Annotated in this window: 3 protein-coding genes; all 3 read right to left on the reverse strand. The window is 75.8% G+C overall.

Annotated features, from left to right (window positions below):
• Positions 1–6,753: type I polyketide synthase (locus tag IF01_RS0139800; RefSeq protein ID WP_030398527.1), on the reverse strand; the 6,753-nt coding region annotated here is incomplete at its 3' end.
• A 100-nt stretch (positions 6,754–6,853) separates the two neighbouring features.
• Positions 6,854–12,403 (reverse strand): SDR family NAD(P)-dependent oxidoreductase, encoded by a 5,550-nt coding sequence (locus IF01_RS51695; RefSeq protein ID WP_375341025.1) that lies wholly within the window; start codon positions 12,401–12,403, stop codon positions 6,854–6,856.
• Complete coding sequence (locus IF01_RS51700) at positions 12,355–18,426, reverse strand: type I polyketide synthase (RefSeq protein ID WP_375341026.1); 6,072 nt, start codon at positions 18,424–18,426, stop codon at positions 12,355–12,357. Before IF01_RS51700 ends, IF01_RS51695 begins: the two co-directional genes overlap by 49 nt.
• Between the last annotated feature and the right edge of the window lie 19 nt (positions 18,427–18,445).

Here is an 18,445-nt window from a genome sequence, read left to right on the forward strand (position 1 = left end):
CGCCAGCACCTTGATCGCGCGGGAACGCAACGCGACGACCCTGGCCCCGTCGTCGAGACTCAGGCCGCCGGCCACACAGGCGGCCGCGATCTCACCCTGGGAGTGGCCCACCACAGCGTCCGGCACCACACCGAACGAACGCCACACCTCCGCCAGCGACACCATCACCGCCCACAGCACCGGCTGCACCACATCGACGCGCGCCAGCAGAGCCTCCGAACCCAACGCCTCCGCCAACGACCAGTCGACATAAGGAGCCAGAGCCCGTTCACACTCCGCCATCCGCCCCGCAAAAACCTCCGACCCGGCCAACAGACCCGCAGCCATCCCCACCCACTGCGAACCCTGACCCGGGAACACCAACACCGAACGACCGTCGACCGGGCGGCCGCCGTCCCACGCCCCCGAGTCGTCGTCGGCCATCTGCCCTAGCAGGGTGCGCAGTTGGTCCTGGTCCCCGACCAGTGCCTTCCGGTACTCGAAGGCGGTGCGCGCGTGCAGGGCGGACCCGATGTCGCGCGGGTCGGTCTCGGGGTCGCCGTCCAGATGGCCGCGCAGACGGTCGGCCTGGAGGCGCAGCGCCCTCGGGCTCTTCGCCGACAGCAGCCAGGGCACCGCCGGCAGGGGGGTGCGTTCGGCCGGCGGGCCGTCGTCCTCCAGGGGGGTGTGTTCGAGGATGGCGTGGACGTTGGTGCCGCTCAGGCCGAAGGAGGACACACCCGCCCGCAAGGGGCGACCGTGGAGCGGCCAGGGCTGCTGCTCGGTCGCGAGGGCCAGCGCGCCGCGCGTCCAGTCGACGTGGCCGGAGGGCCTGCCGACGTGCAGGGTCCGGGGCACCTGCCTGTGGCGCATGGACAGCACCGTCTTGATGACCCCTGCCACCCCCGACGCCGCCTGGGCGTGGCCGAGGTTGGACTTGAGGGATCCGACCAGCAGGGGTCGTTCTGCTGGCCGGTCCTGACCGTACGTCGCCAGCAGGGCCTGGGCCTCGATCGGGTCGCCGAGCGTGGTACCGGTGCCGTGCGCCTCCACCACGTCCACCTCGGACGCCGTCAGGCCCGCGTCCGCCAGCGCCGCCCGGATCACCCGCTGCTGCGAGGGGCCGTTGGGGGCGGAGAGTCCGTTGCTGGCGCCGTCCTGGTTGACGGCGGAGCCGCGGACCACCGCCAGGACCGGATGTCCGTTGCGGCGGGCGTCCGACAGCCGCTCCAGCAGCAGGACGCCGACGCCCTCGCCCATGCCCATGCCGTCCGCGTCGTCCGAGAAGGCCTTGCAGCGGCCGTCCTCGGCGAGTCCCCGCTGACGGGAGAAGCTGATCAGGGCGCCGGGGGTCGCCATCACGGCGACGCCGCCGACCAGGGCGAGCGAGCAGTCGCCGCCGCGCAGCGCCCGGCCCGCGACGTGCATGGCGACGAGCGAGGAGGAGCAGGCCGTGTCGATGGTCACCGCGGGGCCTTCGAGGCCCAGGGTGTAGGCGACCCGGCCGGACACGACGCTGGGTGCGCTGCCGGTGAGCAGGTGGCCGTCGCCTTCCTCCGACCGGGCGACGACGGCCGCGTAGTCGGCGTAGTTGACACCGGTGAACACTCCGGTGCGGCTGCCGCGCAGGGCGGCCGGGTCGATGGCGGCGCGTTCGATCGCCTCCCAGGTGGTCTCCAGGAGCAGCCGCTGCTGCGGGTCCATGGCCAGGGCCTCGCGCGGCGAGATGCCGAAGAACTCCGCGTCGAACTCGGCCGCGTCGTGCAGGAAGCCGCCGCGCCGGGTGGTCGAGGTGCCGGGGCGGTCGGGGTCGGGGTCGTAGAGGGCTTCGACGTCCCAGCCGCGGTCGGTGGGGAGGTCCGAGACGGCGTCGCCGCCGTCGGCGAGCAGGCGCCACAGGTCCTCGGGGGTGCCGATGCCGCCGGGGAAGCGGCAGGCCATGGACACGATCGCGATCGTGTCGTCATCGGACGCGGGCGTGTGCGCGGCGGTGTCCGGGTCGTCGGGGCGCGGCTCGGCGGTCTGCCGGCCGAGCAGTTCGGCGCGGATCTCCCGGGCGAGCGCGACGGACGACGGGTGGTCGAAGATCAGGGTGGACGGCAGCCGCAGCCCGGTGGCGGTGTTGAGGCGGTTGCGGAGTTCGACCGCGGTGAGGGAGGCGAAACCCAGGTCCTGGAAGGCCGCGCCGGGCCGGATCGCGTCCACCGAGGGATGGCCGAGGACGGCTGCCGCGTGGGTGCGGACCAGGTCGAGCAGCAGGCGGTGCTGCTCGGACTCGCCGAGGGCGGTGAGCCGTTGGCGCAGCAGTGCGGCGGCGGGTGCCTCCGTGTCGCCGGTCGCGGCCGCCAGCGCGCGGCGGGCTTCGGGGATGCCGGTGAGCAGCGGGCTGGGGCGGCTGGAGGTGAAGACGGCGGCGAAGCGCTCCCAGTCGACGTCGGCGACGGCGAGTACGGTCTCGTCGTCGTCCAGTGCCTGTCGCAGGGCCTGGACCGCGAGGTCGGGGGCGATCCGGGGCAGGCCGTGCTGCTCCAGTTTGAACAGGTCGGCGTCCGCTCCGGCGACGCGGTCCTGCCAGGGGTTCTCGGCCTGCCAGATGCCCCAGTCGACGGTGGTGGCGGTGAGGCCGCGGGCCCGGCGGTGCTGGGCCAGGGCGTCGAGGTAGGCGTTGGCCGCGGCGTACGCGCCGTGGTCGCCGCTGCCCCAGACTCCGGCGATCGAGGAGAACAGCACGAAGGCGTCGAGTTCGCGGTCGAGCAGGGCGTCGAGGTGTTCGGCGCCGGCGGCCTTGGCGGCGACGATCTGTTCGAAGGCGGACATCGGTGTGCCGTCGAGGGGGGCGAGCGCGACGAAGGCGGCCGCGTGGACGACCGCGGTGACCGGGTCGCCCGCCGTCTCCAGGCCGGTGAGCAGCGCCGCTACGTCCTGACGGTCAGCCAGGTCGCAGACGGGCAGGGTCAGTCGTACGCCGAGGGCGGCCAGTTCCGCGGCGAGTTCGGCCGCGCCGGGTGCCTGGGGGCCGCGGCGGCCGGGCAGGACGAGGTGGGTGGCGCCGCTTCGGGCCAGCCAGCGGGCGAGGTGCGGGCCGACGGCTCCGGTGCCGCCGGTCAGCAGGACGGTGCCGCGGGGCTTCCACTGCTTCGTACGGCCGTCGTCGTTCCGGGGGGCGCGCCGGAGGCGGCGGGCCAGCAGGCCGGTGGGGCGCAGGGCGAGCTGGTCCTCGCGGCCGACACCGTCCGGGGCGGGGCCGGCGGCCGTCAGTACGGCGGCGAGCCGGGCCCGGGCGCGGGCGTCGAGGTCCGGCAGCAGGTCGACGAGTCCGCCCCAGCGGGCGGACTGTTCCAGCGCGGCCACCAGTCCGGTGCCCCAGACCAGTGCCTGGCGGGGGTGGGTGACCGGGTCGTCCGGGCCCGTGGACACCGCCCCGGTGGTGGCGCACCAGAGGGGTGCGGTGACGGCGAGGTCGCCCAGGGCCTGCACCAGGGCGACGGTGAGTGCCGTCCCGGCGGGCAGGGCCGGGTGGTCGGGGTGGGGCCGGTCGGCGCCGGCCAGCAGCGACAGCACGCCCGTCGGGACGCGGTCGCCGAGGGCGGTGGCGAGCGTGTCCGCGAGGTCGGTGCGGCGGACGGCAGCGTCCGTGAGTTCGGCCGTGACGACGGTGGCGCCCGCTTCGGCGAGGGCGAGCAGCGGGCCGCGCACCCGTGCGTCGTCCTCGTGTCCGACGGGCAGGACGACGAGCCAGGTGCCGGCGGCGGGCGTGGCGGCCGGCGGGTCGGGCACCGGCTGCCAGCCGATGCGGTAGCGCCAGGAGTCGATGACGCTCTCGTCGCGCCGCTGTTTGCGCCAGCCGCGCAGGGCCGGCAGGACGGGGGCGAGGGCGTTCTCGTCGACGGCGAGGTGGGCGGCGATCTCGGCCGGGGCGTCGTGGTCGACCATGTGCCAGAAGGCCGTGTCGTGCGGGTCGGCGGCCGGTGCGGTGTCGGACACCGCCTCCGGCTCCAGCCAGTAGCGCCGGGACTGGAAGGGGTACCCGGGCAGGGCGGTCGGGCGGGCACCGGTGCCGGCGTACACCGCGGACCAGTCGACGGCCACGCCCTCCACCCACAGTTCGGCGGCCGAGCGCAGGGCCCGGGGCAGTCCGCCGTCGTCGCGGCGCAGGGTGCCGACGACCACGAGCGGCTCCGCGGCACCGGTGGCCTCGGCGGTGTCCTGGAGGGCCATGGTCAGCACCGGGTGCGGCGACACCTCGACGAAGACCTCGTGGCCCTGCTGGACCAGGGAGCGTACAGCCGCCTCGAAGCGGACGGTTCCGCGGAGGTTGCGGTACCAGTAGTCGGCGTCCATGGCCGTGGTGTCGAGCAGGTCGCCGGTGACGGTGGAGTACAGCGGGATGCGGGCCGGGAGCGGGCGTACGCCGGCCAGCGCGGCCAGCACCTCGGACCTGATCCGTTCGACCTGGGCCGAGTGCGAGGCGTAGTCCACGGGCACGGACCGGGCCCGGACACCCTGTGCGTCGCAGTGGGCGAGCAGTTCGGCCAGGGCCCCGGGCTCCCCGGAGACCACCACGGCGGCGGGCCCGTTGACGGCGGCCACCGACAGTTTCTCGGCCCAGGGGGCGATCTCGGCGCGGACCCGGTCCTCGGGCAGGGACACCGCGACCATGCCGCCGAGTCCGGCCAGCGCCCGGATCGCCCGGCTGCGCAGGGCGACGACCTTCGCCCCGTCCTCCAGGCTCAGCGCTCCCGCCACCACGGCGGCCGCGATCTCGCCCTGGCTGTGTCCGACCACGGCGTCGGGCCGGACGCCCCAGGACTCCCAGTGCGCGGCCAATGACACCATCACCGCCCACAGCACCGGCTGCACCACGTCCACCCGTTCCAGCGAGGGTGCCCCGGGCGCGCCCGCCAGGACGGCGGGGAGCCGCCAGTCGACATGGGCGGAGAGGGCGGCATCGCAGGCGGCGAGGCGGTCCCGGAAGGCGGGGCTGGTGGCGAGCAGGTCCCGGGCCATGCCGGCCCACTGGGAGCCCTGGCCCGGGAACACCAGGGCCGTGCGGCCCTCGACGACCCGGCCGGTGCCCACGACGACGTCGGCGGGCGAGGCCGGGTCGGCGGGGAGGTCCGTGCCCGGTCCGGACAGGGCTACGAGCCCGCCCAGCAGTGCGGGGTGCCCGTCGCCGATCACCACGGCCCGGTGTTCGAAGGCGGACCGGGTGGTGGCCAGCGAGAACCCGACGTCGGTCGGCCGGGCGGGCGCGTCCGCGGCGAGCCGGGCGCGCAGTCGGGCCGCCTGGTCCCCGAGCGCGGACGCGGTGCGGCCGGACAGCACCCAGGGCAGCACGGCCCCGGCCGCGGTGTCCGGCGCGTCGGTCACCGCTCGCGGTCCGTCGGCTTCCGATCCGTCAGTTTCCGGTCCGTCCACCGGTTCCGGCTCCGGTGCCTGTTCGAGGACGACGTGCGCGTTGGTGCCGCTCATGCCGAACGAGGACACCCCGGCCCGGCGCGGCCGGTCGACGGCGGGCCAGTCGCGGGCCTCGGTGAGGAGTTCGACGGCGCCCGAGGGCCAGTCGGCGTGCGGGGTGGGCGCGTCCACGTGCAGGGTGCGCGGCAGGACACCGTGCCGCAGTGCGAGGACCGTCTTGATGACCCCGGCGACTCCGGCGGCGGCCTGGGTGTGCCCGATGTTGGACTTCAGCGACCCCAGCCACAGCGGGCGGTCGGCGGGCCGGTCCTGGCCGTAGGTGGCCAGCAGCGCGTCGGCCTCGATCGGGTCGCCGAGGGTGGTGCCGGTGCCGTGCGCCTCCACCGCGTCCACCTCGGACGCGGTCAGGCCCGCGTCCGCGAGCGCCGCCCGGATCACCCGCTGCTGGGAGGGACCGTTGGGGGCGGTCAGGCCGTTGCTGGCGCCGTCCTGGTTGATCGCCGAACCGCGCAGCACGGCCAGCACCGTACGGCCGTTGCGGCGCGCGTCCGACAGCCGCTCCAGCAGCAGCATCCCCACGCCCTCGCCCCAGCCGGTGCCGTCCGCGGCCGCCGCGAACGGCTTGCAGCGGCCGTCGGGGGACATCGCGCCCTGTCGGCTGAACTCGACGAACACCGCCGGCAGCGCCATCACGCTGACCCCGCCGGCGAGGGCGAGGGAGCACTCACCGGCCCGCAGGGCCCGCGCCGCGAGGTGCAGCGCCACCAGCGAGGCCGAACAGGCGGTGTCCACGGTGACGGCGGGGCCTTCGAGACCGAGCGCGTAGGACACCCGCCCGGACATCACGCTCATCGAGTTCCCCGTCATCAGGAACCCCTGGACGGCTTCGGCGGCGCCGGGGCCCAGCGTCGCGTACCCCTGGTCGATGGCCGCGGCGTACACCCCGGTACGGCTGCCCCGCAGGGTGAGCGGGTCGATCCCGGCCTGCTCGACGGCCTCCCAGGACGCCGTCAGCAGCAACCGCTGCTGCGGGTCCATCGCGACCGCCTCACGGGGCGAGATGCCGAAGAACTCCGGGTCGAAGTCCGCCGCGCCGTCGAGGAACGCCCCCTGCCCGGGGACCGTGCCGCCGGACGGCCAGGCGCTCTCCCAGCCCCGGTCGCCGGGGACCGGCCCGATGGTGTCGCGGCCTTCGGCGAGCAGTTCCCACAGGTCCTCCGGGGTGCGGACACCACCGGGGAAGCGGCAGCTCATCGATACGATCGCGATCGGCTCGCTCGTGCGGGCCTCGGCCTCCCGGAGCCGCTGCCGGGTGTCCCGCAGGTCGATGATCACCCGGTTGAGGTAGTCGCGCATCCTCTGGTCGCTCACTGGACACCGCTGCTTTCGTCTCGGGCTGCTCGGATCTCGTCTCGGGCTGCGCGGGGTGCTCGGGCTGCGCGGACCGTTGCCCCGGTCATGCGGATCCCAACTGCCGGTCGATGTAGTCGAACACCTCGTCGTCGCTGGCCGCCTCGATCAGATCGGGGGCGAGGTCGTCCACGTCACCTGCCGGGCGGACCGCGGTGGCCGGTGTTCCGCCGGGCAGCGGGCGGGACAGCACTTCCCTCATCCGCGCGGCGAGTTCGTCGCTGACGCCGTCCGGCGGCAGGGCGTCCAGCAGGGTCTCCAGGGTGTCGAGCCCGGCCCGGACCGCCGAGTCGGCCGTCGGGCGGGCGGCGACGGCCCGCTCGGCGAGGTGGCGTGCCAGTGCCTCCGGGGTGGGGTGGTCGAAGACGAGCGCGGCCGGCAGCCGCAGCCCGGTCGAGGACATCAGCCGGTTGCGCAGTTCGACCCCGGTGAGGGAGTCGAAGCCGACGTCCTTGAACGGCCGGGCCGGGCGGATCAGGTTCGGCGAACTGTGGCCGAGCACCGCCGCGGCGTTGCCGCGCACCAGGTCGAGCAGGGTCCGGAACAGCTCGGCCTCGGGCAGCTCGGCGAGCTGCCGCGCCGCCGAGAGGGCCGGTGCCGCGGCGGAGGCGGCGCCGGTACGGGCGGGGCGCACCAGGCCGCGCAGCACGGCGGGCAGCCGGTCGTCCGCCCGCAGCACGGACGGGGCGATCCTGGCCGCGAGCCGGTAGGCGTACGGGGAGTCCAGCGCCGCGTCGAACAGGGCGAGGCCCTCCGCCGAGGTCAGCGCGCCCGCCCCGGCGCCCCGGCCCGCGGTGACCGCGGCGGTCATCGCGCTGCGCTCCTCCCACAGGCCCCAGCCGATGGACAGGCCGGGCAGCCCCTCGGCCCGGCGCTCGGCGGCGAGGGCGTCGAGGACCGCGTTGGCGGCGGCGTAGTTCGCCTGCCCGGCCGCGCCGAACTGGGCGGCGCCCGAGGAGAACAGGACCAGCGCCGCGAGGTCGAGGTCCCGGGTGAGTTCGTGCAGGGCCAGCGCCGCGTCCACCTTGGGCCGCAGGACGCGGTCGAGCCGGTCCGGGGTCAGCCCGGCGATCGTGGCGTCGTCCAGGACCCCGGCCGCGTGCACGACGGCGGTCAGCGGGTGCGCGGCGGGCACCGACCCGAGCAGGGCTGCGAGCGCGGCGCGGTCGGCGACGTCGCAGGCCGCGACCGTCACCGACGCCCCGAGACCGGTCAGTTCCCGCACCAGCTCCGGCATGCCGTCGGCGGACCCGCCCCGGCGGCCCGCCAGCAGCAGGTGCCGGGTGCCGTGCGCGACGACCAGATGCCGGGCCAGGAGCCGTCCCAGGGTGCCGGTGGCCCCGGTGACCAGGACGGTCCCTGCGGGGTCCGGCGGAGCGGGCAGCAGCAGCACGTTCTTGCCGACGCCCCGGGCCTGGCCGAGCGAGCGCAGCGCGGCCGGGGCCTGCCGGACGTCCCAGCCGGTGACGGGCAGCGGACGCAGCACTCCCTGCTCGAACAGGCCCAGGACCTCGGCGAGCATCTCGCCGATGCGCTCCGGACCGGCCTCCATCAGGTCGAACGCCCGGTAGCGCACGCCGGGGTGCTGCCCGGCGACCGCCTCGGGGTCGCGGACGTCGGTCTTGCCCATCTCCACGAACCGGCCGCCGTTCGGCAGCAGCCGCAGACCCGCGTCGACGAACTCCCGCGCCAGACTGTCGAGTACGACGTCGACCCCCCGCCCGCCGGTGGCGGTCAGGAACTTCTCCGCGAAGTCGGTGCTGCGGGACGAGGCGATGTGCGCGTCGTCCAGTCCGCCGGCCCGCAGGACGTCCCACTTGGCGGGGGAGGCGGTCGCGAACACCTCCGCACCGGCGTGCCGGGCGAGCTGCGCCGCCGCCGTGCCGACACCGCCGGCCGCGGCGTGCACCAGGACCGATTCCCCGCGCCGCAGTCCGCCGAGATCGAACAGACCGTAGTAGGCGGTGAGGAACACCACCGGCACGGACGCGGCGCGGGCGAAGGACCAGCCCGCGGGTATCCGGGCGACGGTGCGGCGGTCGGCGACGGCGGTCGGGCCGAACGCACCCCCGAAGATTCCCATCACCCGGTCCCCCGGTGCCAGATCGTCCACGCCCGGGCCCACCTCGACGACGGTTCCGGCGCCCTCGCTGCCCAGGCCCTGCTGCTCGGGGTCGGGGTCCAGGCCGAGCGCGGCGATGACGTCGTGGAAGTTCAGCCCGGCGGCGCGCACCGCGATCCGCACCTCGCCCTTGCCCAGCGGGGCGAGGGCCGCAGGAGCGGGCTCCGCCACAATGTCCTCCACGGAGCCCCGGCCGTCGGTGGTGAGCCGCCAGGCGGCGCCGTCCGGCAGGGACAGCGTGCCGTCCGGCCGTCCGCCGCGGACCAGCCGCGGCAGCAGCGGCGGGCCGGTACGCAGCGCCAGCTCGGGTTCCCCGGCGGCGAGCGCCGCGGGCAGGGCGTCGGCCGGCTCGCCGTTGCCGGGCGTGTCGACGAGGACGAAGCGCCCGGGGTGCTCGGCCCGCGCGCTGCGCACCAGGCCCCACAGGGCGGCCTGGGCCGGATCGACGGGACGGTCGAGCGGGCCGGTACGGACCGCGTCCCTGGTGAGCAGGGCCAGCCCGGCCTCGGCGAACCGCTCGTCGGCCAGCCACTGCTGGACGAGGGCGAGGCCCTGGTGCGCGGTGGCGCGGACCCGGTCGGCGGGGTCGGGCAGGTCGGCGGTGGCGACGGCCGCCACGATCACCTCGGGGAGGGCGGTGCCCGCTGCGAGGGCGGCCCCCAGGGCATCGAGGTCCGGCCACGACTCCGCGCCGGGGACGGCACCGCCGAGGGCGGCCCAGGTGGGCACGGCGCTGTCGGCCTGCTCGGCGGCCGGGGTCCAGTCGAGGCGGTACAGCAGGTCGGCGTGGGCGGTCGCGGAGAGCGGGCCTCCTGCGGCCGGAGGCCGCAGCAGCAGGGCCTCCACGCCGAGGACCTGCCGTCCGGACAGGTCGTGGGCGTGCAGGGTCACCGCGTCCGGCGCGTCCGCGGCGAGCCGCACGCGCAGCGTGGTGGCCCCGGTGGTCCCGCCGGTCACACCGCTCCAGCTGAAGGGCAGCCGGGCCCGGCCGTCCTGGTCGGGGAGCAGTGCGGCGGTCTGGAGGGCCGCGTCCAGCAGCGCGGGGTGCAGCACGCACCCTGCGGCGTCGGCGTGCTGCCGCTCCGGCAGCACCACCTCGGCGAACACCTCGCCGCCGCGGAGCCACGCGGCACGGATGCCGCGGAAGGCGGGGCCGTAGTGGTAGCCGGCCTCGGCGAAGCGCTCGTAGAGGTCGCCGGTGTCGACGGGTTCGGCACCGGACGGCGGCCAGCTCAGCAGACCGGCCGCGCCTTCGGACCGGTCCCCGGCGGGCCGGGGTGCCAGGGCGCCGGTGGCGTGCTCGATCCAGGGCGTGTCGGCCTCCTGTGCCGTCCGGGCGAACACGCTGAGCCCGCGCCGGCCGTCGCCGTCGGGCGCGGCCACCCGGAGCTGCAGGTGGACGGCTCCCTCCGCCGGGAGCACGAGCGCCGATCCGAGGGTGAGTTCCTCGACCACCGGGCAGTCCGCCTCGGCCCCGGCACGCAGCGCGAGTTCGAGGAAGGCCGTGCCGGGGAGGAGGACGACGCCCGACACCGCGTGGTCGGCGAGCCAGGGGTGGGTCCGCAGCGAGATCCGGCCGCTGAGCAGCAGTTCGCCGGAGTCCGCGACCTGCATCGCCGCGCCGAGCAAGGGGTGCCCGGTCGTGGTGAGACCCGCCGAGGCGACGTCCCGGCTCGTGGTCGGAACGTCGAGCCAGTAGCGGGTGCGCTGGAAGGCGTACGTCGGCAGGTCCACCCGCCGCGCCCCCGGGAACGCACCCGACCAGTCCACCGCAAGGCCGCACTCCCACGCGCGGCCCACCGCACGCAGCACCTGCTCCACGCCGCCTTCTCCACGGCGCAAGGTCCCCAGCACCGCGGCGTCCGCACCCGCGGCCTCCACCGACTCCCCCACCGCCACCGACAGCACCGCGTGCGGGCTGGACTCCACGAAGAACCGGAAACCCTCCCCCAGCAGCGTCGCCGTGGCCGTCCCGAACTCCACGGTCTGACGGAGGTTGCGGTACCAGTACTCGGCGTCCAACGCCTTCGTGTCGAGCCAGTCGCCCGTCACCGTCGAGAAGAACGGCACCGAAGCGGACAGAGGGGCGATGCCCTCCAGGTCGGACAGCAGGCGCTCGCGGATCTCCTCCACATGCGCGGAGTGCGAGGCGTAGTCGACCTCGATCACCCGGGCCCGCACACCCTCCCCGACCAGAACGTCCACCAGCTCCGTCACCGCGCCCGCGTCGCCCGACACCACCGTCGACGACGGGCCGTTGACCGCCGCCACCGACAACCGGTCCGCCCACAAGGCGAGCCGCTCCCGCGCCACGTCCACCGGCAGCGGCAGCGACGCCATGCCGCCACGACCCGCCAGCACCTTGATCGCGCGGGAACGCAACGCCACCACCCGCGCTCCGTCCTCCAGACTCAGGCCGCCGGCCACGCAGGCGGCCGCAATCTCACCCTGGGAGTGGCCCACCACGGCGTCCGGGACGACGCCGAAGGAACGCCACACCTCCGCCAGCGACACCATCACCGCCCACAGCACCGGCTGCACCACATCGACGCGCGCCAGCAGCGCCTCCGAGCCCAGCGCCTCCGCCAACGACCAGTCCACGTACGGCGCCAGAGCCCGTTCGCACTCCGCCATCCGCCCCGCAAAAACCTCCGACCCGGCCAACAGACCCGCAGCCATCCCGACCCACTGCGAACCCTGACCCGGGAACACCAACGCCGAACGACCGGAGACCAACCCGCCGCCGGACACCGCAGCACCCTCCGCCAGCGCGGTGAGGTGCTCTGCGAGGTCCTCCTCCGTGCCCACCAGCACCGCGCGGTGCCCCAGCGCGCTGCGGCCCGTGGCCAGCGAGAAGGCCACGTCCGCGGCGCGGACGCCGGACCCGTCACCGATCCGGGCCGCCAGTGCCGCAGCCTGGGCACCCAACGCCTCCGGAGTGCGCGCCGAAAGGAGCAGGGGGACGGCGGCAGGTGCGGTCTCCGGCGTGCCGGGCCCGTCGACGAGCATGACCGCGGGGGCTGTCGGGTCGGCCGGGGCCTGTTCGAGGATGACGTGGGCATTGGTGCCGCTGACGCCGAAGGAGGACACACCCGCCCGGCGCGGACGTCCCGTGTAGTCCCACGCACGGGCCTCCGTCAGCAACCGCCCGGCTCCCGCCGACCAGTCCACCTCGGGCGTCGGACCGTCCACGTGCAGCGTCTTGGGCATCACGCCGTGCCGCAGGGCGAGCACCGACTTGATGACCCCCGCCACACCGGCGGCAGCCGAGGTGTGGCCGATGTTCGACTTCAGCGAGCCGATCCACAAAGGTCGTTCGGCGGGCCGGTCCTGACCGTACGTCGCCAGCAGCGCCTGGGCCTCGATCGGGTCGCCCAGCGTGGTACCGGTGCCGTGCGCCTCCACCACGTCCACCTCGGACGCCGTCAGCCCCGCGTCCGCCAGCGCCGCCCGGATCCCAGGGCCAGCGAGCACTCGCCGGACCGCAGCGCCCGTACCGCGAGGTGCAGCGCCACCAGCGAGGACGAGCACGCCGTGTCGACGGTGACGGCGGGGCCTTCCAGACCGAAGAAGTAGGCCAGGCGTCCGGAGACGATGCTTCCCGAGTTGCCGGTGCCGAGGAATCCCTCGACGTCCTCGGGGATGTGGGGCAGCAGCCGGGCCGCGTAGTCCTGCTGCATCAGGCCGACGTACGTGCCGACCGGGGCGCCGCGCAGGGCGGACGGGTCGATGGCGGCGCGCTCGAAGAGCTCCCAGGTGGTTTCCAGCAGCAGCCGCTGCTGCGGGTCCATGGCCAGGGCCTCGCGCGGCGAGATGCCGAAGAACTCCGCGTCGAACTCGGCCGCGTCGTGCAGGAAGCCGCCGTCGCGGGTGACGGAGGTGCCGACGCGGTCGGGATCGGGGTCGTAGAGGGTTTCGACGTCCCAGCCCCGGTCGGTGGGGAACCCGGAGATGCCGTCGCGGCCCTCGGCCAGCATCAGCCACAGGTCCTCGGGCGAGCGGACACCGCCGGGGAGGCGGCAGGCCGCGGAGACGATCGCGATCCGGTCGTCGTCCGCGTCCCGGTTCCGGCCGGCCGGAACCGCCGGTACGGCCGCGACAGTTGCCGCGCCCGCTTCCGTGTCCGTGAGTCCGGCGGCCAGGAAGTCCGCGAGCACCGCCGGGGTCGGGTGGTCGAACACCAGGCTGGCGGGAAGCCGCAGGCCCGTGGCGGTGTTCAGGCGGTTGCGCAGGTTCACCGAGGCCAGTGAGTCGAAGCCCAGTTCACGGAAGGCCCGTCCGGCGTCGAGGGTGTCCGGGGAGGCGTGGCCGAGGACCGCTGCCGCGTGGGTGCGGACGAGTTCGACGAGCAGGCGGGTCCGTCCGGTGGCGTCGAGGGCCGCGAGGCGCAGGCGCAGGGCGTTGTCCCCCACCGTCGCCTCCGCGGCCGTGGCCGCCCGGCGCGGTGGTGTGCGCACCAGGCCGCGCAGCAGCGGCGGCAGGGTGCCGTCCGCCGCCGCGGACCGCAGAGCGGCCGTGTCGAGGCGGATCGGGACCAGGGCGGGCCGGTCCACGGTGAGGGCGGTGTCGAAGAGCGCGAGCCCCCGCTCGGTGGAGAGCGGCGGCATCCCGGACCGGGCGAGGCGCCGGACGTCGTCCTCGTCCAGGTGTCCGGTGAGGGCGCTGGGCTGCTCCCACAGGGTCCAGGCCAGGGACTGGCCGGCCAGCCCCGCCGCCCGGCGCCGGACGGCCAGGGCGTCGAGGAAGGCGTTGGCGGCGGCGTAGTTGGCCTGTCCGGGGCCGCCGAAGGTGCCCGCGGCCGAGGAGAAGAGCACGAAGTGCGTGAGGTCGAGGTCGCGGGTCAGTTCGTGCAGGTGGAGGGCGGCGTCGACCTTGGGGCGCAGCACGGCGTCCACCCGTTCGGGGGTGAGTGCGGTGACGACGCCGTCGTCGAGGGTGCCCGCGGTGTGGACCACGGCGGTCAGCGGGTGCGCGGGCGGCAGGTCGGCGAGTACGGCGGCCAGGGCCGCCCGGTCGGCGGCGTCGCAGGCGACGACGGCGGTCTCGGCTCCCAGCGCGGCGAGTTCGGCGCGCAGTTCCTCGGCTCCGGCGGCGGCCGGGCCGCTGCGGGAGAGCAGCAGCAGGTGCCGGACGCCGTGCCCGGTGACCAGGCGGCGGGCGACGTGGGAGCCGAGCAGGCCGGTGCCGCCGGTGAGCAGGACCGTGCCGTCCGGGTCGAAGGCCCGGACGGGCCCTGTCTCGTCGTCCGGGAGGTCCGGGTCGTTCCTGAGGACCCGGACCAGCCGGGGTACGCGGACGTCGTCGCCCCGGACCGCGGTCTCCGGTTCTCCCGAGGCGAGGGCCGCGGCGACGCCCGCGGAGGTACCGCGCCCGGCGCCGAGGTCCGAGTCCGGGTCCAGGTCGAGCAGGGCGAAGCGCCCGGGGTGTTCGGAGCGGGCCGAGCGGACCAGGCCCCAGAGCGCGCTGTGCGCGGGGTCGGTGACGTCCTCCCCCTCCCCGGCGGCGACCGCGCCCCGGGTGGCGAACACCAGGCGCGAGTCGGCGAAGCGGTCGTCGGCGAGCCAGGTCCGGATGTCGGCGAGGGCCCGATGGACGGCAGCGCGGACCGCCTCGGCCGGTCCGGCCGCGGCCGCGGGTTCCGCGCGGGCGAGCAGGACCGTCCCGGGCACCGGGGCTCCGGCGTCGACGGCCGCCAGCAGCGTGGCCAGGTCCGCGGTGCGGTGGACGGGTGCGCCGCTGCCGCGCCGGGGTGCGGTGACCCACTCCGTCGCGTAGAGGTCCTGGTGGCGGGCGCCCCGGGGGGCGCGGTCGGCGCCGGGGCCGACAGTGCCCGCGGGCCGCAGGACCAGCGCGTCCACGGTCGCCACGAGGGCGCCGGCCGCGTCGGCGACGGTGAGCGCCACCGCGTCGGGTCCGGCCGGGGCGAGCCGGACGCGGATCGCGTCGGCGCCGGTGGCATGCAGGGTCACGCCGTTCCAGGAGAACGGCAGCCGTCCCTCGGGGTGGGCGTCCGCGCCGGGGGTGCCGGGCACGCCGGTGGCGTGCAGGGCCGCGTCCAGCAGGGCCGGGTGCAGGCCGAAGCGGGCGGCGTCGGGGGCGGACCCGGCGGGCGCGACGGCCTCCGCGAAGACCTCGTCGCCGCGCCGCCAGGCCGCGCGCAGCCCCTGGAAGGCGGGGCCGTAGGCGAATCCGCCCGCCGCGAAGCGGTCGTACAGCCCGTCCAGGGCGAGGGGTTCGGCACCGGGCGGCGGCCAGGGCATCGGCCCGCCGGCCTCGGAGCCGCCGGCGCCGTACGCACCGTTCGCACCGTTCGCGCCGTCCTGGGCCAGGACGCCTTCGGCGTGCCTGGTCCACTCGTCGTCCTCGGGGTCGCCGTCGGCGGTTGCGTCCGGCCGGGAGTGCAGGCTGAGCGGGCGGCGGCCCTGGGCGTCGGGCGCGCCCACGGTGAGCCGCAGCACGGTGCCGCCGTGTTCGGGCAGTACCAGGGGGGCTTCGAGGGTGAACTCCTCGACCCGGGGGCAGCCCACGCGGGCTCCGGCCTGGAGCGCGAGTTCCAGGAAGGCGGTGCCCGGGAGCAGTGCCCGGCCGCCGACGGCGTGGTCGGCGAGCCACGGGTGGGTGCGGGCCGACAGGCGGCCGGTGAGGAGCAGGCCGTCGCTGTCGGCGAGGACCACGACGGCGCCCAGCAGCGGATGGTCCGCGGGGGCCAGTCCGGCGGAGGTGACGTCCGCGACGGGCCCGGCGCCGTCCTCCAGCCAGTACGGGTCGCGCTGGAAGGCGTAGGTGGGCAGCTCCACCCGTCCGGGGCGGCGGTCGGCGAAGACGGCGTCCCAGTCCGGGGAGACTCCGCGCAGGTGGAGTTCGGCCAGGGACTCGGTGAACCGGCGGGGGCCGCCGTCGTCGCGGCGCAGGGTGCCCACGGCGGTGGCGTCGGCGCCCGCGTCCTCGGCGGTCTCCAGGACGCCGACCGTGAGGACGGGGTGCGGACTGCTCTCCAGGAGGACCTGGTAGCCGTCGGCGAGCAGGGCGCGGGTCGCCTGTTCGAAGCGGACGGTCCCGCGGAGATTGCGGTACCAGTAGTCGGCGTCCAGGGCGGTGGTGTCCTCCAGCAGGCCGCCGCTGAGGGTGGAGTAGAAGGGGATCGCCGACGGGCGGGGGTCCAGTCCGTCGAGCCGGGCGAGCAGTTCGGTGCGGATGTCCTCGACGTGGGCGCTGTGCGAGGCGTAGTCGACGGGGATGCGGCGGCTGCGGATGTCCAGGGCGGTCGTCCGGTCGAGGAACGCGTCGAGCGCGTCGGTGTCGCCGGAGACCACGGTGGAGGCGGGTCCGTTGACGGCGGCGACGGAGAGCCGGCCGTCCCAGGGGGCGAGGTGTTCGGCGACCTGTTCGGCGGGCAGGGCCACCGAGGCCATGCCGCCGCGGCCGGACAGCGCGCGGATCGCCCGGCTGCGCAGGGCGACGACCCGGGCGGCGTCGTCCAGGGAGAGGGCCCCGGCGACGCACGCCGCCGCGATCTCGCCCTGGGAGTGGCCGACGACGGCGCCGGGGGTGATGCCGTAGGAGCGCCACAGTTCGGCCAGGGAGACCATGACGGCCCACAGCACCGGCTGCACCACGTCGACGCGTTCGGCCGGCGGGGTGCCGGGGGCGCCGCGCAGGACGGCTTCCAGGGACCAGTCGACGAAGGGGGCGAGGGCGCGCTCGCAGTCCGCGACGCGGGCGGCGAAGGCGGGGGCGGAGTCGAGGAGTTCGACGGCCATGCCGACCCACTGGGTGCCCTGTCCGGGGAACACCAGGGCGACTTCGCCGCCGGTTCCGGCGGTGCCGAGGACCAGGCCGGGGGCGGTGCGGCCGGCGGCCAGGGCGTCGAGGCCGGCCAGGAACTCCTCGGGACGGGTGCCGATCAGGACCGCCCGGTGCTCGTACGCGGCGCGGGTCGTCGCGAGGGCGTGGCCGATCTCGGCCGGACCGGGGCCGGGATGGGCGTCGAGGTGGTCGCGGAGCCGTGCGGCCTGGGCGCGCAGTGCTTCGGCGGTGCGTCCGGAGAGCACCCAGGGGAGCACGGCGGGGGTGGCGGGCGCGGCGGGGCCGGCGTCCTGGTCCAGGACGGGTTCGTCCGCCTGCTCCAGCACGACGTGTCCGTTGGTGCCGCTGACGCCGAAGGAGGACACCGCGGCCCGGCGCGGCCGTCCGGTCTCGGGCCAGGGGGTGTTCACGGTGACCAGGCGTACCGCGCCCGCGGTCCAGTCGATCTGCGGGGACGGGTCCTGCGCGTGCAGGGTGGGCGGGACGGTGCCGTGCCGCATGGCGAGGACGGTCTTGATGATGCCGCCGACGCCGGCCGCCGCCTGGGTGTGCCCGATGTTGGACTTCAGCGAGCCGAGCAGCAGCGGCTGTCCGTCCGCGCGGTCCTGCCCGTAGGTGGCCAGCAGGGCCTGGGCCTCGATCGGGTCGCCGAGCGGGGTGCCGGTGCCGTGCGCCTCGACCACGTCCACGTCGGCGGGGGTGAGTCCGGCGTTGGCCAGGGCGTGGCGGATGACGCGCTGCTGGGCGGGGCCGTTGGGAGCGGTGAGCCTGCTGCTGGCGCCGTCCTGGTTGACGGCGGTGCCGCGGATCAGGGCGAGGACCGGGTGGCCGTTGCGCCGGGCCTCGGAGAGGCGCTCCAGCAGGAGCATGCCGACGCCCTCGCCCCAGCCGGTGCCGTCGGCGGCTGCGGCGAAGGACTTGCAGCGCCCGTCCCGGGCCAGGCCGCCCTGGCGGCTCATCTCCACGAACGGGACGGGTGTCGACATCACCATCGCGCCCCCGGCCAGGGCCAGGGTGCAGTCCCCGGCCCGCAGGGCCTGGGCGGCGAGGTGGACGGCGACCAGCGAGGAGGAGCAGGCGGTGTCGATGCTGACCGCCGGGCCCTCCAGACCGAAGGTGTAGGCGACGCGGCCGGAGGCGACGCTGTCGGAGCTGCCGCTGCCGATGTAGCCGGCCACGTCGTCGGGGACCTGGCGCAGCCGTACCGCGTAGTCCTGGTACATCACTCCGGCGAAGACTCCGGTCCTGCTGCCCCGCAGGGTCGCGGGGTCGATGCCGGCCCGTTCGAACGCCTCCCAGGTGGTCTCCAGGAGGAGCCGCTGCTGCGGGTCCATCGCGAGCGCCTCGCGCGGGGAGATCCCGAAGAATCCGGGGTCGAAGTGCCCGACGTCGTCGAGGAAGCCGCCCAGGGCGGTGTGGCTGGTGCCCTCGCGCAGCTGTTCCGGGTCGTCCAGGTGGTCCAGGTCCCAGCCCCGGTCGCGGGGGAAGCCGGTGATGGCGTCGGTGCCGTCGGTGACCAGCCGCCACAGGTCCTCGGGGGACCGTACGCCGCCGGGGTAGCGGCAGCTCATCGCGACGACCGCGATCGGTTCGCGGCCCGCTTCCTCGGCCTCGGTCAGGCGCCGGCGGGTGTGGTGCAGATCCGCCGTCACGCGCTTGAGGTAGTCCCTCAGCTTGTCGTCGTTCACCATCGGGAGCCGCCGTCCTGGT

Origin of the sequence: Kitasatospora purpeofusca (assembly GCF_000718025.1) — a bacterium.
Lineage (GTDB): Bacteria > Actinomycetota > Actinomycetes > Streptomycetales > Streptomycetaceae > Kitasatospora > Kitasatospora purpeofusca.

What these genes read in the sequence shown, in the direction of transcription:
- IF01_RS51700 (WP_375341026.1), bottom strand. Translation starts at nt 18,426, where the DNA reads ATGGTGAACGACGACAAGCTGAGGGACTACCTCAAGCGCGTGACGGCG.